Origin of the sequence: Microvirga terrae, assembly GCF_013307435.2 — a bacterium.
Classification (GTDB): domain Bacteria; phylum Pseudomonadota; class Alphaproteobacteria; order Rhizobiales; family Beijerinckiaceae; genus Microvirga; species Microvirga terrae.
On the sequence record NZ_CP102845.1, the window covers coordinates 3,050,625 to 3,064,140 of the forward strand.

General features: G+C 63.0%; 12 protein-coding genes. 4 read left to right on the top strand and 8 right to left on the bottom strand.

From position 1 onward, the window contains the following. Nucleotides 1–3: 3 nt before the first annotated feature. Nucleotides 4–2,148: a sensor histidine kinase gene (locus tag HPT29_RS14360; RefSeq protein WP_173946511.1), complete on the bottom strand. Its 2,145-nt coding sequence runs from the start codon at nt 2,146–2,148 to the stop codon at nt 4–6. 743 nt (nt 2,149–2,891) lie between these two features. Here HPT29_RS14360 and HPT29_RS14365 point away from each other — a divergent pair. Both HPT29_RS14365 and HPT29_RS14370 read left to right on the top strand, forming a co-directional pair. After that, on the top strand, nt 2,892–3,305 hold the full coding sequence (locus HPT29_RS14365) for a BA14K family protein (protein ID WP_173946510.1): 414 nt from the start codon (nt 2,892–2,894) through the stop codon (nt 3,303–3,305). Between the two features lie 218 nt (nt 3,306–3,523). After that, nucleotides 3,524–3,799 (top strand): hypothetical protein, encoded by a 276-nt coding sequence (locus HPT29_RS14370; protein WP_173946509.1) that lies wholly within the window; start codon nt 3,524–3,526, stop codon nt 3,797–3,799. Nucleotides 3,800–3,823: 24 nt separating this feature from the next. On the opposite strand, the gene HPT29_RS14375 is transcribed toward HPT29_RS14370, so the two are convergent. Together HPT29_RS14375 and HPT29_RS14380 are read right to left on the bottom strand one after the other, a co-directional pair. Beyond that, nucleotides 3,824–4,810 (bottom strand): L,D-transpeptidase family protein, encoded by a 987-nt coding sequence (locus HPT29_RS14375; RefSeq protein ID WP_173946508.1) that lies wholly within the window; start codon nt 4,808–4,810, stop codon nt 3,824–3,826. Nucleotides 4,811–4,874: 64 nt separating this feature from the next. Beyond that, nucleotides 4,875–5,648, bottom strand: coding sequence for an extensin-like domain-containing protein (locus HPT29_RS14380; protein WP_173946507.1), 774 nt, complete (start codon nt 5,646–5,648; stop codon nt 4,875–4,877). Between the two features lie 130 nt (nt 5,649–5,778). Between HPT29_RS14380 and HPT29_RS14385 the strand changes: the two genes are divergently transcribed. Both HPT29_RS14385 and HPT29_RS14390 read left to right on the top strand, forming a co-directional pair. Further along, nucleotides 5,779–6,288, top strand: a complete 510-nt coding sequence (locus tag HPT29_RS14385; RefSeq protein ID WP_173946506.1) for a hypothetical protein — start codon at nt 5,779–5,781, stop codon at nt 6,286–6,288. A 183-nt stretch (nt 6,289–6,471) separates the two neighbouring features. Beyond that, nucleotides 6,472–8,748, top strand: coding sequence for a CDC48 family AAA ATPase (locus HPT29_RS14390; protein WP_173946505.1), 2,277 nt, complete (start codon nt 6,472–6,474; stop codon nt 8,746–8,748). 123 nt (nt 8,749–8,871) lie between these two features. On the opposite strand, the gene HPT29_RS14395 is transcribed toward HPT29_RS14390, so the two are convergent. The 5 genes from HPT29_RS14395 to HPT29_RS14415 form a co-directional block, all read right to left on the bottom strand. Then, nucleotides 8,872–9,309: a hypothetical protein gene (locus HPT29_RS14395; protein WP_173946504.1), complete on the bottom strand. Its 438-nt coding sequence runs from the start codon at nt 9,307–9,309 to the stop codon at nt 8,872–8,874. A gap of 298 nt (nt 9,310–9,607) precedes the next feature. Next, complete coding sequence (locus HPT29_RS14400; RefSeq protein ID WP_173946503.1) at nt 9,608–10,501, bottom strand: DMT family transporter; 894 nt, start codon at nt 10,499–10,501, stop codon at nt 9,608–9,610. Then, the gene (locus HPT29_RS14405) at nt 10,498–11,436 is read right to left on the bottom strand and encodes a bifunctional helix-turn-helix transcriptional regulator/GNAT family N-acetyltransferase (protein ID WP_173946502.1); all 939 of its coding nucleotides are present in this window, start codon (nt 11,434–11,436) and stop codon (nt 10,498–10,500) included. The genes HPT29_RS14400 and HPT29_RS14405 overlap by 4 nt, the downstream gene beginning before the upstream one ends. A 77-nt stretch (nt 11,437–11,513) precedes the next feature. Beyond that, the gene (locus tag HPT29_RS14410) at nt 11,514–12,476 is read right to left on the bottom strand and encodes an ABC transporter ATP-binding protein (RefSeq protein WP_173946522.1); all 963 of its coding nucleotides are present in this window, start codon (nt 12,474–12,476) and stop codon (nt 11,514–11,516) included. A 38-nt stretch (nt 12,477–12,514) separates the two neighbouring features. Further along, entirely contained in the window at nt 12,515–13,507 is a 993-nt protein-coding gene (locus HPT29_RS14415; RefSeq protein WP_173946501.1) for an ABC transporter ATP-binding protein, read from the bottom strand. Nucleotides 13,508–13,516: the final 9 nt, after the last annotated feature.

Here is a 13,516-nt window from a genome sequence, read left to right on the forward strand (position 1 = left end):
CACTCATGCAGCCTGTTGCGTTTGATCGGCACTTGCTATGGGCAGGTCGAAGGTAAACAAGGATCCGGCCGCTTCATAGCTCTCAACCTGAATGTCGCCCCCATGCAAGTGCATGATCCGCTGGGCAAAATTCAACCCGATCCCGGTGCCGGCAATCCCCGACGCCGTCCGGGCCCGGTAGAAGCGATCGAAGATCTTCGGCAATTCGTCGGCCGGGATCCCGATTCCCCAGTCGCGAACCGAGCAGAAGGCGCGTGATCCTTCCATCCAGATTTTGATCTCGACGAGCGGCTTGTCGCCCGAATACTTGATTGCATTCGACAGGAGATTGACGACGACCTGCTCAATGAGCATGCCGTCGCAATAGACCCTGACCGGAACATCCGGAACGTCGAAGCGGATATCGGCCTGTGCACTGACCTCGCGCTGACGCTCGCAGATGTCCATGACGAGATCGACCAGATTGTAGGAGGCTGGATTGACCTCGATGGTTCCGGCGTCGAGCTTGGCCGCATTAAGGACGCTCTCGACGAGACGCGTCAGCCGGGTGCCGGCGTTTCGGATCTTCTGGACCCGGGTGACAAGCTCGTCCTGCGTCAGATCCGTTCCACGTCGCAGAATGCGCTGGGCGCTGGAGTCCAGGATGGCAAGCGGCGTCCGAAACTGGTGAGACACCATGGACACGAAGTTCCGGTACGCGTTCGTTGTCTCCCGCTCCCGGTCGAGGGCCGATTCAAGAGCCTTCGCAACCTGCTTGTATCCGGAGATGTCCGTCAGCCGCACGAAGATCGTCGCGCCATCGGCTTTTGTGAGCGAAAGGCGAGCCCATGTGTCCTTTTTCACCAGAAGATCCAGCTCGATCTCCGCGAAGGGGGACTGCGCATTGACAAGGCGGGCGTCCGCGCCCTCGCACATGGCGAAGCACTGCAGGAAGTCCGAGAGGCTCATCTCGTCCTGGCACCACAGGGACACGGGAGCGGCAGCCCAGATCTGTTCGTTGGCGAAAAGGAGCTTTCCCGTCCAGTCGAAGGCCGCGAAGCCCTCCGATGCGGACTTGATGGCCGCGATCAGGCGGCGTTCAGCCTGCCGGAGGGCGGCCGTCCGCTGAAGCACTTTGATCTCAAGGTCGAAGTTCTGGCGCTCCGCCTGCTTGCGGGCCAGCCATTGCTCCGTCACATCACGCATGAACGCGATACCGAGCTTGCGTTCGGCCATAGAGACAGGAAAGCAGTTGATTTCCAGGCATCGTTCCTGCCCGTCCGACGAGACTGCCTCGTGCTCGAAGACCGAGCTCATTCCTTCCGTGGCCCGCAAGAGCGAGCCGATCACGTCCTCCTGGGCGAAGATCGGATCAAGCTCCCGCATGTGCTGTCCGACCGCCTGGTCGGACTTGATGCTCAACAAGTCTTCCATGCCGGGATTCCAGAGCAGGCATCGAAGCTGGGCATCGAACATGACGATGCCCTGATCGCTGATGTTGTTGATGACCAGATCGGAGAGCTCCTGCTCCTGCTTGAGCAGCTGCCTGGCCTGGGTTGTCTCCTTCACACCCCTGAACAGGCGAGCGATCAGGAAGGCCGTACTGATGGCGATGCCGATGATGTAGGCGAAGCTCTCCAGGACGTAGCGCAGATACAGCGAGTGCTTCTCCGCCGTCTCCTCATGACTGAGCAGCATGACCTTGTTGGCGATGCCCCGCAGCTCCGAGGCAAGATCGTGCGCCCGCTTCCCAAGGCTCATGGCGGTATGCGGATCGATAGCGCTCGCGGGGAGCGGCTCGGCGTCGGTCAACTGCCGATGGGCCTCCCTGAGGCTCTCAAGAGCCCCGACCCTGGCGATCAACCTGCTCTGGTCGCCCTCCACAAGGACCGACAACCGGCTGATCAAGCTGGCAAGGCGGAAGGCGGGTGTCTGCTCGGGGGTGGCAAACGATTCCCCCATGGCGGCTCGGGCCAGGGTCTCCGCCATGACCGATGCTTCGAACTGCGTCTGAGAGATCTCCCACAGGTTGCTGTAGAGATCTCCATTCGGCGAATCCTGCTCCACGTGCAGCAACCGCCAGACGGTGAATGTGAGTGAGATGGCGAGAACTGCGATCGCCGCGAGAGTGACCAGGGAAGCCTTGTAGCTTCTAAGTTTGAGTTTCATGGCGGCACGATCGGCAGCCCTTCGAGCCGCCGGCCCCGGCAGAAGTCGCGCGTCTCCTCGCGAGATGGACACTCATGGGTCCTTGAAGGACCCTCCGTGGAGGCCCGCTGAGAGTTGCCTTCGAAAGCCTGGGTTTTCGCGTCGTCTGGCATGAGAAAGGTTCGCTCAGGTGCCTCCGCCGCGGACTTGCCGGATCCGATCTGTCCGGTCTCGCCCAAATCCATCTGCCTGCCCCGTCCTTCGGCGGAAGGCAAAGGGACGCGAGGGCGGAACTGCATTCCGCTTCGCAGACGAGCCATCACAGGCTGAAGGAATATGAGGTGCAGCATAAGTCCACAACCCCGGATAGATATAACAAAACATGCGCATCATTGGCGATTTATTGGAAAAAATCCAGTGCCGCGCTTGAGAAAGACACGTCTTCTTTCCGTGAGGCCTTTTCTCAAGGAATAAGCATATTCATATGAATTTACATCTATGTCTCCATGATATTCGAATTCCGTCAATGTTGCATTCCGGGAGTACACGATTGTCGCGATTTCCGCCGAATGCCCGATTATACTTCGTCGGCAACTTTCCTGCCTCATCTCACGATTCATCGAAAACTACATATACTCCTGTAGCAATCAGCTTGCGAACATCAGCAGGAACGGGATTGTGCGAGCTTGGCAGGTAGCGCTATATTTGCGCCCGACTGTCAGCAGGTCCTCTGCCGGCGTTTTTCGCACATGTGGAGAAACACGATGCGCAAACCCATCCTGGCCCTCGTTGGCGCTGCAATGCTGGTGTCGGCCTTGCCCGCGAGCGCCAGCCCTCTTCCGAACCGAACCCTGCCCCAGGTCGATCGGTCGTACCCGAATGAGAGCTACGCCCAGTATTACCGTCGCGGCTACCGCCCCTATTACTACCGTGACCGGTACTATTATCGGCGCGACAACGGCGCGGCAGTTGCCGCTGGTGTTGCGGGACTCGCAGCTGGCGCGCTGATCGCCGGCGCCATCGCCAACCAGGCCCAGGCGCAGCCTGCTGCCCCTCCGCCTCCAGGCACGGTGGATCCGCAGCTCGCCGCCTATTGCGCCCGCAAGTACCGTTCCTACGATCCGGCGACCGGGACGTTTCTGGCGACGAACGGGATGCGCTACGTCTGCACCTATTAGCGGTCTTGGCGGCTCCGCCATATCACGGCCCTGCCGCACCCCTGCGGCAGGGCTTTTTCGTGCGCATCTTGTCCGAGATAGGCCGCTGAGCCTTTACCCGGCCGCCTCGCGCCTTAGAACAAGGCGGAATCGACCGTAGGGGAAGACCGCCAACGCGGCGGCACAACATGTTACCGGCCCCTGCATTCCCGCCAGACGAAAGGCTTAAGGTTCTCTCAATGGCTCAAGACACTGACAGCGTCGGCACCGTCGTTCCTCCCAATGAGGCCGCCATTCTGACCTCGGGCAATATGACGGATCTCGAGCTGGTCCTTCCTGATCTGGGCGACGAGGATCTGCCGGAGGTGGCGATCTTTCTCGTGGCCTGCGCCATGCGTTTCCACAGCGATCCCGACTTCGTTCAGGAGCAGCTGGAATGGCTCGTCAAAGCGCACGACCAGGAGGTCGACGAGGGCCTAAGGCCCGATCAGCTGAACTCCGCCAACGACGACTGACTAGGCCCGGGGCTGAGGGCGGCGCTAGTCGATGAACTCGACCGGGGTTCCCTTCTCGACCATCTTCGACAATTCCTCCACGTCCCAGTTCGTCAACCTCACGCAGCCCTGAGAATGGGACTTGCCCACCTTCTCCGGGTCGGGCGTCCCATGGATCCCGAAGGATTCGACGGAGAGGTCGATCCAGGTGCTCCCCACAGGGTTGTTCGGACCGGGTTTGATCTCGAACTTCTCCTTCGCCTTTACGCCCTTGAAGGCATAATCGGGGTTGTAGGTGTAGTTCGGGTTCGGCGCCACGGCACGCACCTTGTGCGAACCGCTGGGTGCAGGCTTCTCCTCACTGCCGATCGAGGCCGGGTAAACCGCGACCAGAGCGCCGTCCTTGGTCAGGACACGCAGGACATGTTCCTTCTTGATGATCTCGATCTTTCCGGCCTTTTCGGGTTTCTCAGGTCCGGACTTTGCCTCGACATTGGCCACAGTGATGGACGTGCCAGCCTTATCGAAGGATTTTCCCGGGTTCATGGCCTTGAGCAGATCCGCATCCATGTGAAACCTTTCGGCCAGAAGCTCCTCCGGACTGGAGTAGCCGAGCCGGTCGAGACGGGCCTGATCTTCCAGCTTGTCGGGGATGGTCACGAAGGGTCCTTTCACATCCTCGTCCCGGATCGTGTACTCGGTCACGACCGGGTCCGATGAGGCTTCCTTCAGTTTGGCCCAGACCTCCTCGTCGATGGTTCCGTCCGGTTTGAGGCCGCGCTCCTTTTCGAAAGCCTTGATGGCATTCTGGAGGTTGTCTCCGTTGTGTCCATCAATCACCCCCGGAGAGAAGCGAGCCCGATCGAGCAGGACCTGCGCCTTGACCAAAACCGGATCGACCTCCCTGCCCCTGCCCTCCTTCGGGGTCCATTCAGCCTTGTTGACGGCTTCGAGGTTCAGGTTCTGATCGGCAGCCAGAACGGATGTCGTAAGTCCCAGGATTCCAACAGCCACACACGCAACGATCTTCATGACAAGCTCCACTGGCACTACCGTGGACAGACAAAGCCCTGGCTGCGCCCGTGTTCCAGTCGTCCTATTGGCAAATCCGATAGTCGCCCTTGCGCTGGCGCAGATCGAGGTGGAGGTGGTCGCCATGGTCCGCATCCGAGCCCGGACCAAGCACCGTATTGAAGATCGGGCAGGCGGCCTTTCGGACATTCTCCTGGAATGTCGCTTCCGAGGAACCTTCCATTTGACTGCCGATCGTCAGGGCGGGCCGCTTGGCGAACTCAAACCCCATGACATCAAGGCCGTTGCCGAAGGCGTGCTCGCTCAGCTTTTGCCCGTTGCGCTGGTCTCGGCATTGGTAGGAGGTGCCGATGAGAAGCTTCGTCGGCGCGCTCTGGAACCGACGTTCGGCTTCGGGCGCGACCACCTCGCTCATCCAGCGTGAGATGCTCTCGGCCACCGGGCAGTTCATCAGCGAGGCCGGAACGACCGTGATGCCGCCCGGAAGCGCCGAGACAAGAACCGGGTCATCGATCGCACAGGTGTTTTCCTTGACGGGCGGTCGCTTCTCAAACCGCAGGCCAAGCTGCGTCAGACGCTGGACGCAACCGTCGTCCGAGACGCCGTCGAGATCGGCCTTCTGAAGCGGTGTCTCGTTCCGCGGCACCTTTTCGGCGCGCTGTTCGGGCTCCGCCGCAGCCGGTCCGGCCGGCCTTGGCGGCGGCAACGGCTCGGCCGACTGCGCCGGGCGAGGCGGCGGCAGCGGCGGCGCCAGATCCTGAGCCGCAGCGGCCGAGGCAAGCACCGTTAGCCCGATGACGCTTGCAAGCCGTCCCATCATGCGGCCTCGAAGACCCATGCCGTCTCCTATTCTCAAGCTCGTTCTCAGTATAACCCTCATGCGCCGAGGTTCAGTTCCATCTCAGTCTTCTGGGCGCCTTGCACTCGTGCGCCGAAACTCCAAAATCGTTCATAAGAGGAGAGCCGGCATGAGCACATTTCCGGTGATGGGGATCAGTTTGGACAGGAGCTTGTCCCTGGTGTCGGCTATGGCCGAGTCGCATGACAGCCCCTGCACCAAACGCGTTGCGGAACTGGTGGAGCGTATCGCCAAGCTTCGAGCCGAGCTTCAGGAGGCCGAGGAGGCCCTCGAGTTGGAGAAGACCCGCATGCCCGTGCCGGGCGATTTCGTCCGCTGCCCTCTCACGCGCTTCTTCGGTCGGGTCACCAAAGTCACGCCGCGGGGCAATGGCAGACCCTGGATCGAGATCGTGCCCTATCTCGGACCGAACCTTCCCGGCCATTCCTCGATGGACCTGTTCGACAGCTGGGAACTCATCGATCCGCCGTTGGAGGGCGCTGAAGGATCCACGAAGCTTCCGACCATCGCACCCTTCATGCCCGTGAGCACTGATCTCGTCGAGTTGCGCTCCAGCGAGGATGAGATGGAAGCCTCGCTGCGACGGCTCTGGTCACCCTCCGGCGGCATCTCGTCCTAGGCCAGGCCTCCTGACTCCTTCTGCAACATTTCCGGGCATGTTGCGTTGGCCCTGCGGTTTCGTCGCTTGTCGATTGCAGCAGCCTGCGAAGCCTCGAACGCGTGGCACCCGGGAAGCGCGAGCCTAAGCTTTCCCCTCACCTGCCATCGCATCAACAGCGCTCGAACGATGGGAAGGACGGCAATGGCAGAGGATGGGCAGAGTGTACGCCTTCAGGTCGCGAACGCCCGGCCGGACGACTCGGGCCGTGGCATCGCACGCATGAGCCGACAGGCCCTGAGCGAAATCGGCATCCAGGAAGGCCAAGCTATCGAGATCATCGGCAAGCGCCATACGACGGCCATCGCCGTGACGCCTTACCCTGAGGACGAGGGCCTCAACATCGTTCGTCTCGACGGTCTTCAGCGGGTCAATGCCGGTGTTGGCAGCGGAGATCACGTGGAAGTGAAGCGCGCCGAGGTTCGCCCGGCAACCCGCGTCGTTCTCGCTCCGGCCCAGAAGGGGCTGCGGCTGCAGGGCTCGGGCGACGCCCTGAAGCGCACCTTCTACCAGCGTCCTCTGACCGCCGGCGACGTGATCTCCACGTCGGTGTATTCGCAGCGCTCGGCAGATTCCCGGATGCCCGAGGAGATGCGCGGTCTTCTCAACATTCCGGCTTATGGCCTTCAGGAAATCCGCCTCGTCGTGGTCTCGACCCAGCCACGCGGTATCGTGCATGTGACGGCCGAGACCGAGATCGAGCTGCGCCCGCAATTCGAGGAACCGCGCGAAGCACGTCGGGCCGATGTCACCTACGATGATATCGGCGGCCTCGGCAGCACGGTCGATCAGGTGCGTGAGATGGTGGAGCTGCCCCTCCGCCATCCCGAGCTCTTCCAGCGGCTCGGGATCGATCCGCCGAAAGGGGTTCTGCTCTACGGCCCCCCTGGCACGGGCAAAACCCGACTGGCCCGCGCCGTGGCCAACGAGACGGAGGCACAGTTCTTCCACATCGCCGGGCCCGAGATCATGGGGCGCCACTACGGCGAATCCGAACAGCGCCTGCGGCAGGTATTCCAGGAGGCGCAGCAGAACGCACCAGCGATCGTCTTCATCGACGAGATCGACAGTATCGCGCCCAAGCGCGAGGAGGTGACGGGTGAGGTCGAGCGGCGCATCGTGGCCCAGCTGCTCACGCTGATGGACGGCCTGGAGCCGCGCCAGAACATCGTGGTGATCGGCGCCACGAACCGCCGCGAAGCCATAGACGAGGCCCTCCGCCGTCCCGGCCGCTTCGACCGGGAGATCGTCATCGGCGTTCCGGACGAGCCGGGCCGCCGGGAGATCCTCGGGATCCACACGCGCGGCATGCCCCTGGCCCCTGACGTCAATCTCGACGAGGTCGCCCGCACCACCTACGGCTTCGTCGGCGCCGATCTCGCAGCCCTCTCCCGCGAGGCGGCCATGGATTCCCTGCGACGCATCCTACCCGGCATCAATCTCCGGGACGGCATCCCGTCGAATGTGCTGGAGAGCCTGCAGGTGACCCGGCAGGATTTCATGAACGCCATGAAACGGGTCCAGCCGTCCGCCCTGCGCGAGATCATGATCCAAGTGCCCAACGTGACGTGGGACGACATCGGCGGCGTCGAGGAGGCACGCACCCGTCTGCGGGAGGGCGTGGAACTGCCTCTCAAGAGCCCGGAATCCTTCCGGCGCCTGGGTATTCGCCCGGCCAAAGGGTTCCTGCTGTTCGGACCTCCCGGCACCGGCAAGACGCTCCTGGCGAAAGCGGTCGCCCGCGAGGCTCAGGCGAATTTCGTGGCGACGAAATCGTCCGACCTCCTGTCGAAATGGTACGGCGAGTCCGAGCAGCAGGTCTCCCGCTTGTTCGCTCGCGCCCGGCAGGTCGCCCCGACGGTGATCTTCATCGACGAGATTGATTCGCTTGCCCCCGTGCGCGGCGGCGGCCTCGGCGAGCCTGCGGTGACGGAACGGGTCGTCAACACAATCCTGGCCGAGATGGATGGCCTCGAGGAACTGCAGGGTGTCGTCGTCATGGCGGCGACGAACAGGCCCAACCTCATCGACCCTGCCCTGCTCCGGCCGGGACGCTTCGACGAGTTGATCTACGTGCCCGTTCCCGACGCGCAGGGCCGCCGGCACATCCTCGGCATCCACACCAAGGACATGCCTCTCGGACCGGACGTGGATCTCGATCTGATCGCGGAGCGGACCGCTCGGTTCACCGGCGCGGATCTTGAGGATCTCACCCGCCGGGCCGGTCTCCTCGCCCTCAGGGAATCGCTGCAGGCCGAGCATGTGACCATGGCGCATTTCGAGCAGGCTCTTCGCGAAACCCGTCCCTCCGTCACGCCCGAGATGGAGCGGGAATACGAGGACATGGTCCGAACCCTGAAACAGGAGGGACCGCAGCGGCAATCCATCGGCTTCCTCCCCCTCCGGCAGGCGGCAGAATAGGGCGCGATTTCACCCCACAGGCAAAGCCCCGAGACCCGGTGCGTGCCGCGGGGCTTTCCCGTGCCTCGTTCCAACAAAAAAGCGCGGGCCGGACGACCCGCGCTTTTTATGGGAGAGACCCGCTTACTGACCGCAGGCGATCGGAATACGCGTATCACGGGTGTTCGGATCGAGGACCGTGCGGCACGGCACGCCGTTGATGTAGCGGATCTCGTGCGGGGCGGCATAGGGATCGGCTGCGCCGACAGGCTCGGGAGCACCCATCATGGGACCGACGGGAGCAGGAACGATGCTTCCGGTCGAGACGACGTCGCCGGGCATGGGCGCTACGACGCCGCTGACCTGACCGGCACAGGCAACCGGGATGCGGGTGTCGCGCGTGTTGGGATCGAGAATGGTCCGGCAGGGAACGCCGTTGATCCAGCGGATCTCATGAGGTGCCGCATCCGGAAACAGAGAACCGGGCGTTCCGGAAATCGCCGGCGACGACTGCGCCAAAGCGGCACCCATGCCGCCAAGTACCATGAATCCAGCGCCGGCGAAGATCGCAAGCTTCTTCATCAATGCCTCCTGTGCTTTCGTTGAACATGGCGATCGCCACATATGACAGAGGCTAAACGCCGTCGGCACGGATCGTTTCCCAACGTAATTTCTTCACACAGAGTTGTGATTGTCGCGCCGGTAAAAGCAAAGCTTATGATTTTCACGACATCGAATGTGCAGATCTCTCGAACTCGTAGTCGCTCTACTCGCGGACAATCCAGCGGTCTGTCGACGTAGACTACAATTGTTCCAAACTTCCAATTGAATGTTCATCACTTTCGCGGGCTGACGGTCTTGTGGCAGACGGCAGTGCGTGTCACGTCTCCTCGCGCGCCGGCTCCGTTCTGGTGGCGAGCCAGAGCCCGGCGACGACGCCCGCGAGGCCGATCAGCACACCGGCCGTGAAGGGCTCCTCTAGAAATGATACGCCGAGCAGAGCCGCCGTAACCGGACTCAACGAGAGGAACACCGTGACCCGGGTCGGTGTGGAGTGCTTTAGGGCCCAGAGCCAGAGAACATAACCGATCCCACTCGACAGGCCGATGAACAAGACTGCCAGCCAGCCTGCTCGGTTGAGCGGCGGCAGGTCCGTGAAGAGCCCCTCAAGGCCCGCGGGAACGGCCAGGAACAGGACCGAAGCAAGCATGGCCCAAGTGCCGACCGGCAGGGTTGGGTAGCGGACAAGATAAGGTCGGTAGAGCACCGAACATACGGCACCGCAGAGTGCGGCAGCCAGCACGAGAAGGGCTCCCAGCCATTCGCCTGTTGCGCTCCGCGTCATCAGCCGCTCGCCCAGAGCCGCCGCCACACCGACGATCGTCAGGGCGACTCCCACAACCTTCATCCGGCTCAGCGGCTCGCGCCCGAGACTTGCCGCGATGAACATCGTCATGAGCGGAAAGGTCGAGAAGAGGAGCGCCGCGCGGGTGGAAGAGATGAACTGGAGGCCGAGATTCAGAAGGACGATGAGAAGGCCGAACTGCACGACCCCGAGGGCCATCACGGCCATGAGGTCTCGTGGGACAAACCGCACCCGTGCACTCATCCAGAAGGGTGGCGCAAGGCAGAGAACCGCAATGGCATAGCGCAGGAAGGCCAGCGATGCCGGACCGATGTCATGCACCACGAAGCGCGTGGCCACCAGGGCGGCGCCCACCTGGACACCCGTCGCCGCTGCAGCCGTCAGGGCGAGCCCGTCCCGACCCCTCACAGATCGAGATCCCAGGTCTGCCCGACCAGATCCTTTCCGAAGGAGTGATGCGGCTCTTCCTTCACCAGGCGAAAGCCCTTCGCCTGGTAGATGCGGCGAGCCGCCACGAGCACGTCGTTGGTCCAGAGCGTCAAGGTCCTGTAGCCCCGGTCCCTGGCGAAGGCGATGCATTCTTCCGTCAGCCGGCGCCCGAGACCGAGACCTCTGGCGCACGGCTCCACATAAAGAAGCCGGAGCTTGGCGACCTCGTCCGAAGACCGCACCAGGAAGACGCTCCCGATGATCTCGCCTCCCCGTTCCGCGATCCAGCAGCGCTCCCATTGCGGGTCAAAGTTCCTGACGAAGCCGGCGGCGATCTCCGCCACCAGGGCCTCGAACGTCTGGTCCCAACCATATTCCTGAGCATACAAAATCCCCTGCCGGTGGGCGATCCAGCCGATGTCGCCGGGCTGGTGGGAACGCAGGACGTATGGCCGATCGGGCCGGGGGCCATCGCCGACCAGATGCTCGACGGTGGTCATCGCCTGCGTGAGCCGCTCCCGCTCGCCCACCGATAGGCCCGACAGCATCGTGGCGACCTGAGCCGCCGAGGCTTGGTTCAGGGGCGTGAAAGCCGCAAAGCCTTTGTCGGTGAGCGACAGGAGGAACTGACGTCCGTCATCTTTCGACGGATTACGTTGGGTCAACCCTTGGGCTCCGAACCTTTTCAGGAGGCGGCTGAGATACCCGGCGTCGAGACCGAGCTCACGGCCCAAATCCGCCGCTGTCACGGGACCGCGATGGGCAAGCTCGTAAAGCACCCGCGCTTCGGTCAGAGAAAACGCACTCTCGAGCAATCCCTCGTTTAGAAGGCCGATATGGCGTGTGTAGAACCGGTTGAAGCTCCGGACCCGCTCGATTTGCTCGTCGGTTGGCAGTTTCGGAATGTGCGACATGGCTGGCTCCCTGGCGCACAGAGTCAGGCACATCGTTGACTGAGTCAACTAGTTTGCAGATGGAGCGGCAGTACCCGTCAGGCCGCCGCGTCCACGGCTAGACGTCCCTCATGAATGGCGTGGCAGGCCACGCCACCCAGGAGCGGCGGAATCTCGGCCCGGCAACGATCATTGGCGAAGGGACAGCGCGGGTTGAAGGTGCAGCCCGAGGGCGGATTGATCGGGTTGGGGATTTCGCCGCGCACGGGAATGCGTTGCCGGCCCGTCATGCCCACATCCGGAACCGCGTCGAGGAGCATGCGGGTGTAAGGGTGCTTCGGGTGTGCGAAGAGTTCGCGCCCGTTGGAGATCTCGACGATGCGGCCGAGATACATCACGCCGATGCGGCTCGCCATATGGCGCACCACGGCGAGGTTGTGGCTGATGAACAGATAGGTCAGCCCTAGCCGATCCTGCAGGTCGCGCATGAGATTCAGGATCTGCGCCTGCACCGAGACGTCGAGCGCGGAGGTCGGCTCGTCGCAGACGATGAACTCCGCATTGGATGCGAGCGCACGGGCGATGGCGATGCGCTGGCGCTGTCCGCCCGAGAACTCGTGCGGGTACTTCCCGCCGTCCGCCGGATGGAGACCGACAAGGGAGAGAAGCTCGCCGACCCGATTGGCGATGTCTCGCTCGGTCTCGATCAACCGGAAAGCCCTGATCGGCTCGGCCACGATGCGGTCGACCTGCCAGCGCGGATTGAGGCTGGCATAGGGATCCTGGAAGATCATCTGGATGCGCCGCCGCAGGCGCTGGCGCTCGGCGGACGCAGCCGCCGACGTCATCGAGACGCCGTCGATCGCCACCGTCCCGCTCGTCGGCGGCAGAAGTCCCACGACCATCCGGGCCACCGTCGACTTGCCCGAACCTGATTCTCCGACGAGGGCGAAGGTCTCGCCTTTCGCGATATCGAAGGAAACGCCGTCGACCGCTTTGAGGTACTGCTTCTCGCCCCCCTCGAGCACCCGGTTGAGCCAGGGCTTTGAGACGTCGAACAAGCGGCGCAGATCTTTGACGTCGACGTAAGGGTTCTCGGTCACGCGACGGCCTCCGACCGGACGGAAGATTGATCGTAGAGATGGCAGGCCACGCGATGCTCGCTGTGCTGAATGGGCTCCGGCCGCTCGACCCGGCAGCGGTCGAACACGAACGGGCAGCGCGGATTGAACGCACAGCCAGGGGGAATGGCCGATAGCCGCGGCATGGAGCCTGGGATTTGAACGAGGCGCTCCGCGTCGGTCTCGAGGGATGGGATCGCGCCCATCAGGCCCTTGGCGTAGGGGTGAAGCGGGTTCTGCACCACCTCGCGCACCGGTCCGATCTCCGCGATGCGGCCCGCATACATGACGGCGACCCGATCGGCCGTTTCGGCGATCACGCCCATGTCGTGAGTGACCAGCATGATGGCCGTGCCATGCTCGCGTCCGAGGCGCTTCAAAAGCGCGATGATCTGCGCCTGAACGGACACGTCGAGAGCGGTCGTCGGCTCGTCCGCGATGATGAGCTCGGGCTCGGCGCACAGGGCGAGGGCGATCACCACGCGCTGTCGCATGCCGCCCGAGAACTCGTGCGGATAGCTGTCGATCCGACGGTCGGGCGCCGGAATACCGACTTCAGCCAGGAGATCAATGGCACGCTTCCTGGCCGCCGAGGCGGACAGGTTCGTATGCGTACGGATGGTCTCGATCAGTTGCTCGCTGACCCGGTACAGCGGATTGAGGCTTGTCAGCGGATCCTGGAAGATCATGCCGATGCGCTTGCCGCGCACCCGGCGCATCTCCTCCGGCGGCAGATTGTCGATGCGCATCCCGGAGAGAAGGATTTCGCCGCCGGCAATCCGTCCCGGGGGATCGATGAGGCCGACGACGGCGGAACCCGTCACCGACTTGCCGGCGCCGGATTCACCGACGACGCCGAGAACCTCGCCCTTGCCGATGTCGAACGAGATGCCGTCGATGGCCTTCAGAATGCCGCGCCGGGTGACGAACTCGACCCGCAGGTCACGGACGGAGAGGACGGGTTGGGCCATGGATGCTCC